At 71.7% G+C, this 16,735-nt stretch carries 15 protein-coding genes; 11 read left to right on the forward strand and 4 right to left on the reverse strand.

The features are described 5' to 3' along the window. Window positions 1-108: 108 nt before the first annotated feature. Both N799_RS03290 and N799_RS03295 read right to left on the reverse strand, forming a co-directional pair. The gene (locus N799_RS03290; protein ID WP_052101173.1) at window positions 109-603 is read right to left on the reverse strand and encodes a copper resistance protein NlpE; all 495 of its coding nucleotides are present in this window, start codon (window positions 601-603) and stop codon (window positions 109-111) included. 72 nt (window positions 604-675) lie between these two features. Then, window positions 676-2,211: a helicase HerA-like domain-containing protein gene (locus tag N799_RS03295; protein WP_036207886.1), complete on the reverse strand. Its 1,536-nt coding sequence runs from the start codon at window positions 2,209-2,211 to the stop codon at window positions 676-678. Between the two features lie 161 nt (window positions 2,212-2,372). On the opposite strand from N799_RS03295, the gene N799_RS03300 reads away from it, so the two are divergent. Further along, window positions 2,373-3,878 (forward strand): transglycosylase SLT domain-containing protein, encoded by a 1,506-nt coding sequence (locus tag N799_RS03300; protein WP_052101194.1) that lies wholly within the window; start codon window positions 2,373-2,375, stop codon window positions 3,876-3,878. Window positions 3,879-3,882: 4 nt separating this feature from the next. On the opposite strand, the gene asd is transcribed toward N799_RS03300, so the two are convergent. Both asd and N799_RS03310 read right to left on the reverse strand, forming a co-directional pair. Continuing rightward, window positions 3,883-4,725, reverse strand: a complete 843-nt coding sequence (asd, locus tag N799_RS03305) for an archaetidylserine decarboxylase (RefSeq protein ID WP_036207887.1) — start codon at window positions 4,723-4,725, stop codon at window positions 3,883-3,885. A 22-nt stretch (window positions 4,726-4,747) separates the two neighbouring features. Continuing rightward, window positions 4,748-5,395, reverse strand: coding sequence for an SCO family protein (locus tag N799_RS03310; RefSeq protein ID WP_036207888.1), 648 nt, complete (start codon window positions 5,393-5,395; stop codon window positions 4,748-4,750). Between the two features lie 138 nt (window positions 5,396-5,533). Here N799_RS03310 and prmB point away from each other — a divergent pair, with 138 nt between their 5' ends. The 10 genes from prmB (at window position 5,534) to glmM (ending at window position 16,713) form a co-directional block, all read left to right on the forward strand. After that, entirely contained in the window at window positions 5,534-6,481 is a 948-nt protein-coding gene (gene prmB, locus N799_RS03315; protein ID WP_036207890.1) for a 50S ribosomal protein L3 N(5)-glutamine methyltransferase, read from the forward strand. A gap of 114 nt (window positions 6,482-6,595) precedes the next feature. Next, complete coding sequence (gene aroC, locus N799_RS03320; RefSeq protein WP_036207893.1) at window positions 6,596-7,696, forward strand: chorismate synthase; 1,101 nt, start codon at window positions 6,596-6,598, stop codon at window positions 7,694-7,696. A 126-nt stretch (window positions 7,697-7,822) separates the two neighbouring features. Beyond that, window positions 7,823-8,842 carry an aspartate-semialdehyde dehydrogenase gene (locus tag N799_RS03325; protein ID WP_036207896.1) on the forward strand — a complete coding sequence of 340 codons (1,020 nt, stop codon included), beginning with the start codon at window positions 7,823-7,825 and terminating at the stop codon, window positions 8,840-8,842. Window positions 8,843-8,936: 94 nt separating this feature from the next. Beyond that, window positions 8,937-10,760 carry a type IV pilus assembly protein FimV gene (locus N799_RS03330; protein ID WP_052101175.1) on the forward strand — a complete coding sequence of 608 codons (1,824 nt, stop codon included), beginning with the start codon at window positions 8,937-8,939 and terminating at the stop codon, window positions 10,758-10,760. A gap of 4 nt (window positions 10,761-10,764) precedes the next feature. Beyond that, on the forward strand, window positions 10,765-11,613 hold the full coding sequence (truA, locus tag N799_RS03335; protein ID WP_052101196.1) for a tRNA pseudouridine(38-40) synthase TruA: 849 nt from the start codon (window positions 10,765-10,767) through the stop codon (window positions 11,611-11,613). Then, the gene (locus tag N799_RS03340; protein WP_036207902.1) at window positions 11,610-12,269 is read left to right on the forward strand and encodes a phosphoribosylanthranilate isomerase; all 660 of its coding nucleotides are present in this window, start codon (window positions 11,610-11,612) and stop codon (window positions 12,267-12,269) included. The genes truA and N799_RS03340 overlap by 4 nt, the downstream gene beginning before the upstream one ends. A 62-nt stretch (window positions 12,270-12,331) precedes the next feature. Next, window positions 12,332-13,546 carry a tryptophan synthase subunit beta gene (gene trpB, locus N799_RS03345; RefSeq protein WP_036207906.1) on the forward strand — a complete coding sequence of 405 codons (1,215 nt, stop codon included), beginning with the start codon at window positions 12,332-12,334 and terminating at the stop codon, window positions 13,544-13,546. Between the two features lie 23 nt (window positions 13,547-13,569). Beyond that, window positions 13,570-14,382 (forward strand): tryptophan synthase subunit alpha, encoded by an 813-nt coding sequence (gene trpA, locus N799_RS03350; RefSeq protein WP_036208234.1) that lies wholly within the window; start codon window positions 13,570-13,572, stop codon window positions 14,380-14,382. Between the two features lie 80 nt (window positions 14,383-14,462). Then, complete coding sequence (gene accD, locus N799_RS03355) at window positions 14,463-15,353, forward strand: acetyl-CoA carboxylase, carboxyltransferase subunit beta (RefSeq protein ID WP_036207910.1); 891 nt, start codon at window positions 14,463-14,465, stop codon at window positions 15,351-15,353. Window positions 15,354-15,369: 16 nt separating this feature from the next. After that, on the forward strand, window positions 15,370-16,713 hold the full coding sequence (gene glmM, locus N799_RS03360; protein WP_036207913.1) for a phosphoglucosamine mutase: 1,344 nt from the start codon (window positions 15,370-15,372) through the stop codon (window positions 16,711-16,713). Window positions 16,714-16,735 lie beyond the last annotated feature (22 nt).

Consider the following 16,735-nt stretch of genomic DNA (forward strand, 5'->3'; position numbering starts at 1 on the left):
GCGTTCATTCTGCGGGGGCGTGATGCGTCGTCACAATCCCCGGCCGGCAAATGACCGCCGACCGGGAGTGAAACACGGCCGTCGCGAGGGCGGCGGCCGCGGCTGCGATCAACCGGCCGGCTGGCGGTCGAGGCCGTAGTCCAGCCCGCTTTCGGCCGGCTGGCCATCGGCACCGAGCTGGGTGATGTGGTCGTTGGAGTCGATCGCGAACAGGCGGTCCTGCTCCGACTTGCTGTTGGGGTCGAGCAGGATCTGCGTGCCGTCCGCCTCGGCGGTCCAGGTCCCGTCCATCTGCGCCGGCGCGCCGGCTTCGTCCTGGTAGGTCTCGGTGATGGCGTAGGTGCCGTCGGGGTTGAGCACCAGGGTGGTGTCGATGCCGGGGCAGCTGGCGCACGGCAGGGTGCCGCTGAAGGTGCCGGCAAAGGCGCGGACGTCGAACTCGGCGCCCGCGGGGTCCGCGCCGGTGGGGACGATATCGACCGCGGCCGGCGCGGTGTCGGTCGCGGCGGGTGTGGTGTCGGTGGGCGCGGCCGGTTCTTCCTGCTTGCACGCACTGACGGCGAGCACGGTCAGGCAGGCGAGGGTGAGCAGTCGATGGGTCATGCGGGGACTCCTGTCAGTCGAGGGGCTTGGGGGAACGGGTCCGTGGCCGCCGCGGCCGCCACGGCAAACGGGTCAGCGGCCCTTGCCGAAGATGCCGCCGAGCAGGCCGCGCAGGATCTGCCGGCCGATCTGGCTGCCGATGGTGCGGGCGGTCTGCTTGGCCATGGTTTCGACCATGCCCTGCCGGCGGCTGGTGCCGAACACCGCGTTGCGCACGGCCTGGCCGAGCCCGCCTTCCTCGTCGTCGGCCTCGGCGCCCTTGGCCGGCGGCGCCGCGGCCTGTTCGGTGGCGGCCTCGGCCTTGCGAGCGAGCATCTCCTCGGCGGATTCGCGGTCGACGCGGGTGTCGTACTTCGCGCCCACCGGGCTGCCGGCGCGCACCGCGGCGCGCTCGGCGTCGGTGATCGCGCCCATCCGGCAGCGCGGCGGCGCGACCAGCGTCTGCTCGACCGGCATCGGCACGCCCTTGGCCTGCAGCGTCGACACCAGCGCCTCGCCGGTCCCGAGCCTGGCGATGGCTTCGGCGACGTCCAGCGCCGGGTTCTGCACGAAGGTTTCCGCCGCCGTGCGCACCGCCTTCTGGTCGCGCGGGGTGAAGGCGCGCAGCGCGTGCTGCACGCGGTTGCCGAGCTGGCCGAGGATGTCGTCGGGCACGTCGTCGGGGAACTGCGAGCAGAAGTACACGCCCACGCCCTTGGAGCGGATGATCCGGACGACCTGTTCGACGCGCTGCACCAGCGCCGGCGGCGAGTCCTCGAACAGCAGGTGCGCCTCGTCGAAGACGAATACCAGCTTCGGCCTGTCGAGGTCGCCGACCTCCGGCAACTGCTCGAACAGCTCCGACAGCAGCCACAGCAGGAACGACGAATACAGCCGAGGCTTCAGCACCAGGCTGTCGGCGGCGAGGATGTTGATCACGCCGCGGCCGGTGGTGGTGGTGCGCATCAGGTCGGCCAGCTCCAGCGCCGGTTCGCCGAAGAACATCCCGCCACCGTCGGACTCCAGCCGCAGCAGCGCCCGCTGGATCGCGCCGATCGACGGCGTGCTGACCAGCCCGTACTCGGTCGACACGCTCTTGCGCTCCTCGGCGACGAGGTTGAGCAGGGCGCGCAGGTCGTCGAGGTCGAGCAGCAGCAGGCCGCGGTCGTCGGCCAGCTTGAACACGATGTCGAGTACGCCGGACTGGGTGTCGTTGAGCTCCAGCATGCGCGACAGCAGGGTCGGGCCGATCTCGCTGACGGTTGCGCGCACCGGGTGGCCGAGCTTGCCGTAGAGGTCCCAGAACACCACCGGGCTGCCTTCGCTGGTGTAGCCCTCGATGCCGATCTGGTCGATCCGCGCCTGCAGCTTGTCGTTGAGCGTGCCCGGCACCGCCAACCCGGCGACGTCGCCCTTCACGTCGGCCATGAACACCGGCACGCCGATCCGCGAGAAGCCCTCGGCGAGCGTCATCAGGGTGACCGTCTTGCCGGTGCCGGTGGCGCCCGCCACCAGGCCATGGCGGTTGGCCAGGCGCGGCTGCAGGAAGACCCGGCCGCCGGTGTCCGGCAGTGCATCGGGGGTGGTGACGGCTTTGCCTACGAGGATCGACGGGGTGTCCTGCGCCATGTCCGCTTCCGTGGTGGGGTCGGCCGATTCTATGGCCTAACGCGCGCCGGTTCCGCCGCCGCGCGGGCAGCGTGACGGCGCGCGTGAAGAAGGGGCGTGCTCGATTGCCGGGTCACGATGGCGCGGCTAACCTGCAGAGCGTTCCACCCCCAGTGAAAGCCGTGCCTGTCCGACTGTCCCGAAGCCTCGCTCCGCTGCTCGTCCTCCTGCTTGCCGCCGTGTCCGCCGATGCCGCCGCCCAGTCGCGCCGCGACCGCGCCGCGACCGAAGCGCTGCAGCAGCGGATGCAGGAGGCGGAAACGCGTTACCGCGAGGCGATCGTGGCGATCGGCAACCACGACCCGGAAGGCGCGGCCCACGCCGACGCCGCGCTGGAGGACATGGAGGATGTGGTCACCGCCTGCGTCGGCCAGCGCGGTTGCTCCGTCACCACCATGCTCACCACCTACGAGCGGCTGCTCAAGCTCGGTGCCGACATCGAGGGCGGCGAGGGGCTGGAGGAGGAAGACCCGGACGCCGAATCGCACCACGCCGCGGCGATCGCCCGCGACGTGCCGGAGGCCGCGCGCGCGGCGGCGTTGCTGGGCGACGAACACGACTTCGACCACATGGTCCAGTACAACCCGGCGGTGCAGGAGGGCATCCGCCGCTGGCTGACCGACATGCGCGACGAATTCCTGACCAGCCACGAGAACTACCAGTACCTGCGCCGGTTGATGTGGCCGCAGTACCAGCGCGCCGGGCTGCCGGAGGCGCTGCTGTTCGGCATCCTCGCCAAGGAGTCCAACGGCCGGGTGCACTCGACCTCGCGCGCCGGCGCGTCGGGGCCGATGCAGTTCATGTACGCCACCGGGCGCCGCTTCGGCCTCGGCGAGGACGGCACCGGCTTCGACACCCGCTACGACCCGTATGCCGCTTCGGCCGCCAGCGTCGCCTACCTCAACGAGCGTATGGGCGAGCTCAACCGCAACATCGAGCTGGCGCTGGCGGCCTACAACGGCGGCGAGGGCCGCGCGCGCCGGGTGCACCGGGCCAACCCGGGCAAGAGTTTCTGGCACGTCGACGTCTACAACGAGTTCCCCCCGGAGACGCGTGACTACGTGCCGATGGTGATCGCCGCGGCATGGCTGTTCCTGCATCCCGACGAGTACGGGCTGAGCCTGCCGAAAGTGGACGCGCGGCCGGCCAAGCTGCAGCTGCAGCAACCGGCGTCGATCTACCAGCTGACGATCTGCCTGGGCAACCGCGGCGTGCGCGACGGCTACATGCGGGCGCTGCGCAACCTCAACCCGCGTTACCGCGCCGACGACATGCTGCCGGCCGGTGCCGTGCTCGACGCGACCCCGAAGATCGCCGGGCTGTACCGGCGGCACTGCGTCGACGGCTCGCGCGCGCGGCTGGCACGCGAACTGGTGGCCAGCGACCCGAGCCGGGCGATCGTGCGTGGCGGCCCGGATGCGCCGGTCGTGGTCGCCGCGGCAGTGCCCGCGCCCGTGCAGACCGCGGCGCCAGCGACCTACCGCGTCCAGCGCGGTGAAACCCTGAGCTCGATCGCGCGCAAGTTCGAATGCCGTGCCACCGAACTGGCCCAGGCCAACGGCATCCGCGGCCCGCGCTACACCATCCGCCCCGGCCAGCAGATCGAGCTGGCCGGCTGCGCCAATTGAGCCGTCAGCGCAGCGTCGCCAGCCGCTGGCCGAGCTTCACCGCCGACTCGGCGCACAGGCCGGCGGACAGCTCGGCCACGCCCGCCGGCAGCAGCACGATCACGGTCGAGCCGTAGTTGAACCGCGCCATCTCCTCGAAGCGCTCGATCGTGATGCCCTCGCCGCGGTAGTCGCGGGTGGTCACCCGGCTGCCGTAGGCGGGAATCTCCTCGCCGGCCCAGACCGTCTCCACGCCCGACACCAGCAGGGCGCCGACCATCACCACCGCCATCGGGCCGAAGTCGGTGTCGAAGTGGCAGACCAGCCGCTCGTTGCGCGCGAACAGCCGCGGCACGTGCCGCACCGCCGCCGGACCGACGCTGAACAGCCGCCCGGGCACGTGCACGGTCTCGCGCAGGGTGCCGGTCCACGGCATGTGCACGCGGTGGTAGTCCTTCGGCGAGAGGTAGACGGTCGCGAACAGGCCGTGCTCGTACGGCTGCGCCGCCCCGGTGTCGCCCAGCAGCTCGGTGGCGGTGAACGACTGCCCCTTGGCCTGGAATATCCGGCCGGCCTCGATCGCGCCGCACTGGCTGATCCGGCCGTCGGCGGGCATCAGCAGCGCGCGCGGGTCCGGGTCGGCGACACGCACGCCCGGCCGCAGCGCGCGGGTGAAGAACGCATTGAAGGTCGGGTAGGCGGCCGGGTCGGGCTGCGCCGCCTCGGCCAGGTCGACGCCGAACCTGCGGGTCACGTTGTCGATCAGCCAGCGCCGCACGCGCGGATGGTCGGAGTACGCCAGCCGGCGGGCCAGCGACGACAGCAGGCGGTGGGGCAGCGCGTAGGTGAGTCGGGTGGCGAGGCTCATCGGGGCTCCTGCATCGCACCGGTCAAGGCGCAGCGGCCTGGGTCAGCGCGGCGAGGTCGGCGGCGATGAGGTTGGGGTCGAACGGCGGCTGCACCAGCCCGGACATGCGGCCCTGTGGGTCCAGCACCGCCATCGAGGCGCTGTGGTCGACCGAGTACTGGTCGGCCGGCGCGCCATCCTCCGGCGGCACCTTGGCGAACACCATGCTCAGCGATGCGGCGAACTTCTCCAGCGCCGGGATGTCGGCGGTGGCCGCCAGCGTGTCCTTGTGGAAGGCGTGGGCGTACTCGCCGATGCGGTCGGGGCTGTCGCGTTCGGGGTCGACCGAGACGAACAGCACGCGCGGACGGATCGACTCTGGGATCGCCTCCCACTGCTTCTGCGCCTGCGACAGCTGTGCCAGCGTCATCGGGCACACGTCCGGGCAATGGGTGAAGCCGAGGAACACCAGGGTCCAGTGGCCCTTGAGCTCGCCCGGCACCAGCTGGGTGCCGTCGGACTGGCGGAGGCTGAAATCGGGCAGCTCGCGCGGGGGCTGGAACAGCCGCACCGCCTGCGTCTGCGGCCAGCCGGTCACAGCCGGCGAGGCGAAGTATTTCTGCGAGGCCCACAGGCCCAGGCCGGCGGCGACCGCGGCGATCAGGATGACGAGGGTGGTGCGGTTGAACATGGAGACCTGCGGGCGGCGCCCGGGCGCGTCGCGTTCGGGCAGTGGCCGCCATGATAGCGGGCGTCGGCCGCTATAATCGGCGCCCCTCCGCCTCCCCGAGCGCGCGCCGGCCGACCGCCGACGTGCCGACCGCACCGCATGGCCACTCCGCGCGCCGATTTCACCGACACCGCCTTCGAGCAGCTCTCCATCATCGACCTGATCCGCTTCGGTGGCAGCCGCTTCGCCGAGGCCGGGCTGACCTTCGGCCACAGCTACGACAACGCCCTGGACGAGGCGACCCAGCTGGTGCTGCACGCGCTGTCGATGCCGCACGACCTGAGCCCGGTGTACGGCGCCTCGCGCGTCAGCCGCGAGGAAAAGGCGAAGGTGCTGGCGCTGTTCGAGCGCCGCATCAACGAGCGCATCCCGGCCGCGTACCTGACCGGCGAGGCGTGGTTTGCCGGCCTGAGCTTCAAGTCGGACCCGCGCGCGCTGGTGCCGCGCTCGCCGATCGCCGAGCTGATCGAGAACGGCTTCGAGCCGTGGCTGGGCGGGCGCGAGGTGTCGCGCGCGCTCGACCTGTGCACCGGCTCGGGCTGTATCGCCATTGCGACCGCCCACTACCACCCGGACTGGCAGGTGGTCGGCATCGACATCAGCGACGACGCGCTGGCGCTGGCGGCCGAGAACAAGGCACGCCTGCACGCCGACAACGTCGAGTTCCGCAAATCCGACCTGTTCGCCGGCCTGCAGGGCGAGGTGTTCGACCTGGTCGTCACCAACCCGCCGTACGTCACCCACGAGGAGACCGACGCGCTGCCGGCCGAATATGCGCACGAACCCGAGCTGGGCCTGCGCGCCGGCGACGACGGCCTGGACCTGGCGCTGCGGATCATGCGCGACGCCCCCAAGCACCTGAGCGGGGACGGCCTGCTGATCTGCGAGGTCGGCGAGGCCGAGCGCGCGCTGGTCGAGCTGCTGCCGGAACTTCCCATGGCCTGGGTCGAGTTCAAGGTCGGGCAGATGGGCATCTTCGTGGTGGAGCGCGCCGACCTGGTCGCGCACCATGCGAGGATCAAGGCGCTGGCCGACGCGCGCGGCTGACGCCACCCCGTAGGAGCGACGCAAGTCGCGACCTGTACATCGCCTCCACCGCTCGGCGGGTCGCGACCTACGTCGCTCCTACACAGAAGCCATACGACAACCGCAGGAATCGCAGTGGCCAGCAACACCTTCGGAAAACTGTTCGCGGTCACCACCTTTGGCGAAAGCCACGGGCCGGCGATCGGCTGCGTGGTCGACGGCTGTCCGCCGGGGCTTGCGCTGGCACCGGAGGACTTCCGCCACGACCTGGAGCGCCGCGCGACCGGCCGCACCCGCCACACCTCCGCCCGCCGCGAAGCCGACGAGGTCGAGATCCTCTCGGGTGTATACGAGGGCATCACCACCGGCACGCCGATCGCGCTGCTGGTCCGCAACACCGACGCGCGCAGCAAGGACTACGCGAAGATCGCCGATCAGTTCCGCCCCGGCCACGCCGACTACACCTACTGGCAGAAGTACGGCGTCCGCGACCCGCGCGGCGGCGGCCGCTCCTCGGCGCGCGAGACCACGATGCGCGTCGCCGCCGGCGTGATCGCCCGGAAATGGCTGGCCGGGCGCCACGGCGTCCGTGTGCTGGGCTACATGTCGCAGCTGGGCGAGGTGACGCCGGGCCGTCGCGACCTCTCGGCCGTCGAGGACAACCCGTTCTTCTGGCCCGACGCCACCCAGGTGCCGGCGCTGGAGGCCTACATGGACGCCCTGCGCAAGTCCGGCGACTCGGTCGGCGCGCGGGTCGACGTGATCGCCACCGGGCTGCCGCCGGGCTGGGGCGAGCCGGTCTACGGCAAGCTCGATGCCGAACTCGCCGGCGCGCTGATGGGTATCAACGCGGTGAAGGGCGTCGAGATCGGCGACGGCTTCGCCTCGGTCGCCCAGCGGGGCAGCGAGCACCGCGACGCGATCGACGCCGCAGGGTTCGCCTCCAACCATGCCGGCGGCGTGCTCGGCGGCATCAGCTCCGGCCAGCCGCTGCGCTGCTCGGTCGCATTCAAGCCGACGTCCAGCCTGCGCCTGCCGGTCGACAGCCTCGACACCGACGGCAACCCGGTCGAAGTGGTCACCACCGGCCGCCACGACCCCTGCGTCGGCATCCGTGCCACGCCGATCTGCGAGGCGATGGTCGCGCTGGTGCTGATGGACCAGGCCCTGCGTCACCGCGCCCAGTGCGGCGACGTGGGCGACGTCACCCCGCGGGTGCCGCCGGGTAAACCGTAGCCGCCTGTAGGAGCGACGTCGGTCGCGACCTGAACATCACTCCAAGCGTTCGGCGGGTCGCGACTGATGTCGCTCCTACAAGAACTCCCCTCCAGAAACCGGCCCCGGCCCAGCAGGAACTCCCAGATGACCCAGTCCCCCAACGTAGCCATCGTCGGTGCCACCGGTGCCGTCGGCGAGACCATGCTGAAGATCCTCGCCGAGCGGAAATTCCCGGTCGGGCGGCTGCACGTGCTCGCCAGCGAGCGTTCGGCTGGCGGCAAGGTCGAGTTCGGGGCGAAGAAGATCGTGGTCGAGGACCTGGCCACGTTCGACCCGGCGGGCATCGACATCGCGCTGTTCTCGGCCGGTGGCAGCGTCTCCAGGGAGTACGCGCCAAAGTTCGCCGCGGCCGGCGCGGTGGTGATCGACAACTCCTCGGCGTTCCGCCAGGACGACGACGTGCCGCTGGTGGTGGCCGAGGTGAATCCGGACGCGGCGCGCAACCGCCCGCGCGGGATCATCGCCAACCCCAACTGCTCGACCATGCAGATGCTGGTCGCGCTGGCGCCGATCCACCGCGCCGCCGGCATCGAGCGGATCAACGTCGCCACCTACCAGTCGGTGTCCGGCACCGGCCGCCGCGCGCTGGAGGAGCTGGGCCGCCAGACCGCCGGCATGCTGAACTTCCAGGACCCCAGGCCGGAGGTCTACCCGGTGCAGATCGCCTTCAACGTGATCCCGCACGGCGGCGATTTCTGCGACAACGGCTACACCACCGAGGAGATGAAGCTGGTCTGGGAGACCCGCAAGATCCTCGGTGATGACTCGATTGCGGTGAACGCCACCGTGGTGCGGGTGCCGGTGTTCTACGGCCACTCCGAGGCGGTCCACCTGGAAACCCGCGACAAGCTGTCGGCCGCAGACGCCCGCGCGCTGCTGGAGGCCGCGCCGGGCATCGAGGTGGTGGACGCGCCGGAGGGCGGCGGCTACCCCACGCCGGTCACCCACGCTTCCGGCAAGGACCCGGTCTATGTCGGCCGCATCCGTGACGACATTTCCCATCCGCGCGGCCTGTCGCTGTGGGTGGTGGCCGACAACATCCGCAAGGGCGCCGCGCTGAATGCGGTGCAGCTGGCCGAACTGGTGCTCGCAGAACGCTCATGAATGTCTCGCAAGGCATTGAAATAGCGACGGGATCGCATTGCCGCGGGGCGCGCCGGTCGCTAGAGTCGCGCCAGGGGATGCAGCAGGAGTACCGGTGAATCGATTCGCGCAAACCGCCCTGGCACTGGCGCTGGCTCTGGCCAGCAGCTCGGCGGCCGCCCTCGGGCTGGGCCAGCTGGAGCTGAAGTCCAAGCTCGGCGAGCCGCTGGTGGCCGAGATCCGGATCATCTCCAACGATCCGGCCGAGCTGGAGCGCCTGCGCGCCGGGCTGGCGTCGCCGGAGACCTTTGCCCGGATCGGGCTGGAGCCGCCGCGCGGCGTGGTCGCCAACCTGCAGTTCGTCTCGGCGCTGGATGCCAGCGGCCGCCCGGTGATCCGCGTCACCAGCAGCGAGCCGATCCAGCAGCCGCTGCTGACCTTCCTGGTCGAGGTGGACTGGGGGCAGGGCCGGCTGGTGCGCGAGTACTCGGCGCTGCTGGACGCGCCGCGCACGGTGTCGGCACCGATGCAGCCGCCGATCGAGGCACCGGTGCTGGCGCCGTCCAACACGATCGTGCGTGAGCCGGAGCCGCTGCCGCCGGAACCGGAAGCCGAGGCGGAACCCGCGGATCCGGTCGCCGCGACGCCGGCCCCGGCCGAGGAAGCGCCGCAGCCATCCGCGATCACCCCGACCGCGCCGCCCCCGGCTCCGGTCGTCGCGCCCGGGTCGCGACCCCGCACCACCGAGTACGGAGCGGTCCTGCAGGGCGAGACCCTGTCGGAGATCGCCAGCTCGCTCGACCTCGGCGTCAATCTCGACCAGGCGATGATCGCGCTGCTCAACGCCAACCCGGACGCCTTCATCGACGGCAACGTCAACCTTCTGCGCCAGGGTGCGGTGCTGCGGGTCCCGGACCGCGACGAGATGCAGGCCACGTCGGTGGCGCAGGCGATGGCCCAGGTCCGCGAGCAGACCCGCGCCTGGCGCGCGATGCGTGCGCCGACCCCGCAGCCGGTGCTGGCCGACGCCGCCCCGGCACCGACGCAGGCGGACCAACAGACTGCCGCGGCCCCGGTGGGCACCACGACCGCCGACGCACGGCTTGAAATCGTCCCGCCCGGCGCAGGCGACGCATCGCAGGCGGGAAACCAGTCCGGCACCAGTGCCGGCGGCGAGGGCGACACCATGAGACAGGACCTGCAACAGACCCGCGAGACCCTGGCCGCGCGCGACGCCGAGCTGGCCGAGCTGCAAAGCCGGGTCGCCGAACTCGAGAAGCTGCAGTCCGACCAGCAGAAGCTGCTGGAGATGAAGGGCAACGAGTTGAACGCGGTGCAGGCGCAACTGGCGAATGCCGACAAGGCCGAGCAGGCGGCGCGTGGTTCGGGCCTGCCGTGGGTGCTGGGCGGTGCCGCGCTGCTGCTGCTGGCACTGCTGGGCGGCTGGTGGATGCGCCGGCGTCCCGCTGCGGCACCGTCGTTCCGGCCGAAGACGGCGCCGCCTTCGCCGCTGGCTGCCGGGTTCCCGGGTGCGACCGCCGTGCCAGCCGCGCCAGCCGCGACCATGCCGCGGGAAAGCCCTGCGTCCGACGTGGCGGACGAGCCCGCCGTGGCCGTGCAGCCACTGCACGCGTCGCCCGCACCCGTGCCGGCGACGCCGCCGCAACCGGCTGCCGTGCCGACCTGGCATCCGGGCAGCGCCGCTCGCAAGGAACCTGCCGCGCCCGTCGCACCGCACATCGCCCCCGGCCTCGACTTCGGCAATCCACCGGAGCCGTCGGACAGCGAAGCGCCGGGGCGTGAGCGGCTCGAACTGGCCCGCGCCTACCTCGACCTTGGCGACCGCGACAGCGCCCGCCAGCTGCTCGACGAAGTCGTGATCCATGGTGACCTGGCCGCGCGCCAGGAAGCGGCGCGGATGCTGCGCGACCTCGACTGACGCCGTGCCTGTCGAACCCGACCCGCCACCCGCCGGACCCGCCCGGCAGCCATCCGCGCGCCGGCGCTTCGCGCTCGGCGTGGAGTACGACGGCAGCGGATTCTCCGGCTGGCAGCGGCTCAACAAGCCCGGCGAGCCCGGGCGTCGCGACGAACCGACCGTGCAGGCGGCGCTTGAGCAGGCGCTGTCGTTCGTGGCGGGGGAGGCGGTCGAGGTTGTCTGCGCCGGGCGCACGGATGCCGGCGTGCACGCGGCCGCGCAGGTCGTCCACTTCGACGGACCGGCCCGGCGCGACCCGCGCGGCTGGGTGCTGGGCACCACCAGCCGCCTGCCGCCGGCGATCTGCGTGCGCTGGTGCGTACCGGTGGCCGACGACTTCCACGCGCGTTTTTGCGCGCGTGCGCGCCGCTACCGCTACTCGATCCTCAACCGGCCGGTGCGGCCCGCGCTGCAGCGCCAGTACCTGAGCTGGGAGCGTCGCCCGCTGGATGCCGACGCGATGCATCGCGCCGCCCAGGCGCTGGTCGGCGAGCACGATTTCTCCGCGTTCCGCACCGTGCATTGCCAGGCACCCCACGCGCGGCGCGACCTGCAGCATATCGACGTCAGCCGCGCCGGCGAGGTCGTCACCATCGAGGTGCAGGCCAACGCGTTCCTGCACCACATGGTCCGCAACATCGTCGGCAGCCTGCTGCCGGTGGGCCGGGGCGAACGGCCGGAGGGCTGGGTCGGCGAGCTGCTGACCGGCCGCGACCGCACCGCCGCCGGGCCGACCGCGCCGTCGGCCGGGCTGGTGTTCCTCGGGCCGCGCTACCCTGCACAATGGGGGCTTCCCGCCGAGGTCGAGCTGTGAACCGCATTCTTTTCCGCACCCGCATCAAGTTCTGCGGCTTCACCCGCCCCGGAGACGTGCGCCTGGCCTGCGAGCTGGGCGCCGACGCGATCGGCTTCGTGTTCGCGCGAAGCAGCCCGCGGCGGATCGAGCCGGAGGAGGCGAGGGCCATGCGCCAGGCGCTGGCGCCGCTGGTCGATGCGGTCGCGCTGTTCATGGACAACCCGGTCGACGAGGTGCGCGACGTCGTGCGCCAGATCCGCCCGAGCCTGCTGCAGTTCCACGGCGACGAGGACGACGCGTTCTGCCGCGGCTTCGGCGTGCCGTACCTGAAGGCGATCCCGATGGGCGGCGAACTCACCCAGCAGCACCCGGCCGCGCTGCACGCGCGTTACCCGGGGGCGGCCGGGTTCCTGTTCGACAGCCACGCCGCGGGCAGCGGTGGCGGCAGCGGCCGGACGTTCGACTGGGGACGCATCCCGGCCGGCGTGCAGAAGCCCTACGTGCTGGCCGGCGGGTTGACCTCCGACAACGTGTTCGACGCGATCATCGCCACGCTGCCGTGGGCGGTGGATGTTTCCAGCGGCATCGAGAGCGGGCCGGGCCTCAAGGACGGCGACAAGATGCGCCGCTTCGTCGAGGAAGTGCGCCGCGCCGACTGCCACGTGCTCGACTGAGCCTGTCCTGTTGCCACCGGCACCGCGATGCGGCGGCCGGGCGGCATTGTTGAAGAGCCCACATGCCTGTTTCCCCGATCGACTACCACGCCACCCCGGATGCCAGCGGGCACTTCGGCCGTTTCGGCGGCCGCTTCGTCGCCGAGACCCTGATGGGGCCGCTGCAGGAGCTGGCCGACGCTTACGACGCCGCCCGCGTCGACCCCGGCTTCATCGAGGCCTTCGACCGCGACCTTGCGCACTATGTCGGCCGCCCCAGCCCGATCTACCACGCCCGGCGCCTCAGCGACGAGGTCGGCGGCGCGCAGATCCTGCTCAAGCGCGAGGACTTGAACCACACCGGCGCGCACAAGATCAACAACACCATCGGCCAGGCGCTGCTGGCCAGCCGCATGGGCAAGCCGCGGATCATCGCCGAGACCGGCGCCGGCCAGCACGGCGTCGCCAGCGCCACCGTCGCCGCCCGGCTGGGCCTGGAGTGCGTGGTGTACATGGGCGCCACCGACATCGAGCGGCAGAAGATCAACGTCTACCGCATGCAGCTGCTCGGCGCGAAGGTGGTGCCCGTGTCCAGCGGCTCGGCCACGCTCAAGGACGCGCTCAACGAGGCCATGCGCGACTGGGTGACCAACGTCGCCGACACCTTCTACATCATCGGCACCGTCGCCGGCCCCGACCCGTACCCGCGCATGGTGCGCGACTTCAACGCGGTGGTCGGCCGCGAAGCGAGGGCGCAGATGCTGGCCGAGTACGGCCGCCTGCCGGACGCCGTGACCGCCTGCGTCGGCGGCGGCAGCAATGCGATCGGCATCTTCCACGCCTTCCTCAACGATCCGGGCGTGCGCATCGTCGGCGCCGAGGCGGCCGGCGAGGGCACCGACAGCGGGCGTCACGCTGCTTCGCTGTCGGCCGGGCGGCCGGGCGTGCTGCACGGCAACCGCACCTACGTGCTGTGCGACGACGACGGCCAGATCACCGAGACCCACTCGGTCTCCGCCGGTCTCGACTACCCTGGCGTCGGCCCCGAGCACGCCTTCCTCAAGGACACCGGCCGCGCCGAGTACGTCGGCGTCACCGACACCGAGGCGCTGGATGCTTTCCACCGCCTGACCCGCACCGAGGGCATCCTGCCGGCGCTGGAGTCCAGCCACGCGATTGCACAGGCGATCAAGCTCGCCCGCGAACTGCCGAAGGACGCGCTGGTGCTGTGCAACCTGTCCGGCCGCGGCGACAAGGACGTGCACACCATCGCCGCCCGCGACGGGATGGTGTTCTGATGTCGACCTCGCCGGATACCCGCATGAGCCGTATCGACACCCGTTTCGCCGCCCTGCGCGGCGCTGGCCGCAAGGCACTGGTGCCCTTCATCACCGCCGGCGACCCGTCGGACACGGCCACCGTGCCGGTGATGCACGCGCTGGTGGAGGCGGGCGCCGACGTGATCGAACTCGGCGTGCCTTTTTCCGACCCGATGGCGGATGGCCCGACCATCCAGCGCAGCTCCGAGCGGGCGCTGGCGCGTGGCGTGGGCATGGCGCGGGTGCTGGAGTACGTCGCGGAGTTCCGCCGGCGCGACGACGCCACGCCGGTGGTGCTGATGGGCTACCTCAACCCGGTCGAGATCCGCGGTGCCGGGGCGTTCGCCCGCGCCGCGTCGCAGGCTGGTGTCGACGGCGTGCTGCTGGTCGACCTGCCGCCGGAGGAGGCGGCCGGGTTCCGCGAGGCGTTCGATGCGCAAGGGGTCGCCCTGATCCTGCTGGCCGCCCCGACCAGTTCCGACGAGCGCCTCGCCCTGCTGCGGGACGCCGCCTCGGGCTACCTCTACTACGTGAGCTACGCCGGCGTCACCGGCGCCGACCACCTCGACACCGGCCTGGCCGGCCAGCGCCTGCGCGCTTTGCGCGAGGGCAGCCCGGTGCCGGTGGTGGCGGGCTTCGGCATCAAGGACGCCGACAGCGCCGCCGGCATGGCCGTCGAGGCCGACGGCGTGGTGGTCGGCAGCGCGCTGGTGGCTGCGATGGCCGACGTCGCCGACGATGCGGCGGCCGCCCGCGCGGGCGCCGCGTTCCTCGCGCCGCTGCGCGCCGCGCTGGACCGGCACCCTTGCGCGTGAAGCCCCTGCGCTAAACTGACCTGATCGCCCGCCGTCCAGACGGCGGCCGCCTGTATTGCCTGAACGGAACCACCCAACGCATGTCCTGGCTCAAGAAACTCATGCCGTCCGGCATCCGCACCGACAACGCGAGCGCCAAGCGCCGCAGCGTGCCGGAAGGTCTGTGGGAGAAGTGCGACCGTTGCGGCGCGGTGCTGTACCGCCCCGAGCTCGAGGAAAACCTCGAGGTCTGCCCCAAGTGCAGCCACCACCGGCCGATCCGCGCCCGTGCCCGTCTGGCCGCGCTGTTCGACCCGGGCAGCACGAGCGAGATCGCCGCCGCCCTGGGTCCGACCGACGTACTCAAGTTCAAGGACCAGAAGAAGTACTCCGACCGCATCAAGGCCGCGCAGAAGTCCACCGGCGAGCGCGACGCGCTGGTCGCGATGCGGGGCACGCTGAAGCAGCGCCCGCTGGTTGCGTGCTCGTTCGACTTCGCCTACATGGGCGGCTCGATGGGTTCGGTGGTCGGCGAGCGCTTCGCCCGCGCCGCCGAGACCGCGCTGGAGCTGGGCTGCCCGATGGTGTGCTTCACCGCCACCGGCGGCGCACGCATGCAGGAGAGCCTGTTCTCGCTGATGCAGATGGCCAAGACCTCGGCCGCGCTCGGCCGCCTGCGCGCGGCGGGCCTGCCGTACATCGCGGTGCTCACCCATCCGACCACCGGTGGCGTTTCGGCGTCGCTGGCGATGCTGGGCGACATCAACATCGCCGAGCCGGAGGCGCTGATCGGCTTCGCCGGCCCGCGCGTGATCGAGCAGACCGTGCGCGAGACCCTGCCCGAAGGCTTCCAGCGCAGCGAGTTCCTGCTCGAGCACGGTGCGATCGACCAGATCTGCGACCGCCGCGAGATGCGCGACCGGCTGTCCCACCTGCTTGCGCTGATGATGAAGCAGCCGCAGCCGGAAGACGACGCCGAGATCGCCAACTGAGCGCGGAGGAGAGCCTATGAGCCGCAAGTATTTCGGCACCGACGGCATCCGCGGCCGGGTCGGTGAAGGCCCCATCTCGGCCGACTTCGTGCTGCGCCTGGGCAACGCCTACGGCCACGCGCTGGCGCGCAACGCCTGGCGCAAGCCGCTGGTGGTCATCGGCAAGGACACCCGCATCTCGAACTACATGTTCGAGGCCGCGCTGGAGGCGGGCCTGGTCGCTGCCGGCGTCGACGTGCAGCTGATGGGGCCGATGCCGACGCCTGCGGTCGCGCACCTCACCCACTCGTTGCGCGCCGACGGCGGGATCGTGATCTCGGCGTCGCACAACCCGCATTTCGACAACGGCATCAAGTTCTTCTCGGCCCAGGGCGAGAAGCTCGACGACGCCACCGAACTGGCGATCGAGGCCGCGCTCGAGCAGCCGTTCCGGACCGTGCCGTCCGAGCAGCTCGGCAAGACGGTGCGCACCCGTGACGCGGTCGGCCGCTACGTCGAGGCCTGCAAGAACTCGGTGCCCAGGGGGTTCGACCTCGGCGGGCTGAAGATCGCGATGGATTGCGCCAACGGCGCGACCTACCAGATCGGCCCGCTGGTGCTGCGCGAGCTGGGTGCCCGGGTCGACGCCATCGGGGTCGAGCCCAACGGACTCAACATCAATGACGGCGTGGGCTCGACCCACCCGGAGACGCTGGCCGCGCGCGTGCGCGAGACCGGCGCCGACCTCGGCATCGCCTTCGATGGCGACGGCGACCGGGTGATGTTCGTCGATGGGCAGGGCGCGGTGTGCGACGGCGACGACCTGCTGTACATCCTCGCCCGCGACTGGCAGGCCAGCGGCCGGTTGCGTGGCCCGGTCGTCGGCACCCTGATGACCAACTACGGGCTGGAGCAGGCATTCGCGCAGGCGGGCATCGGCTTCATCCGCGCGAAGGTCGGCGACCGCTACGTGCACCAGCAACTCGTCGCCAACGGCGGCGTGCTGGGTGGCGAGGCGTCCGGCCACCTGCTGTGCCTGGACCGCGCCAGTACCGGCGACGGCATCGTCAGCGCGCTGCAGGTGCTGGAGGTGCTGTCGCGCCGCGGCATCGGGTTGCGCGAGGCGCTGGCCGGGCTGAGCCGGGTGCCGCAACGCACCGTCAACGTGCGCTTCGGCAGCGGTGCCAAGCCGGCCGAGGCCGAATCGGTGCAGGCCGTGCTGGCCGAGGTGCAGGCGGCGGTGCAGGGCAGGGGGCGCGCCTTTCTGCGCCCGTCGGGCACCGAGCCGGTGGTGCGGGTGACGGTCGAGGCCGACGACGCCGCGCTCGTGCAGGCCAACCTCGACCGTCTGGCCGAGGCCGTGCGTGCGGCGGCAGGTTGAGCCACCCAACCCGCCGTACAGC

Source organism: Lysobacter arseniciresistens ZS79, from assembly GCF_000768335.1.
Taxonomy (GTDB): Bacteria; Pseudomonadota; Gammaproteobacteria; order Xanthomonadales; family Xanthomonadaceae; genus Novilysobacter; species Novilysobacter arseniciresistens.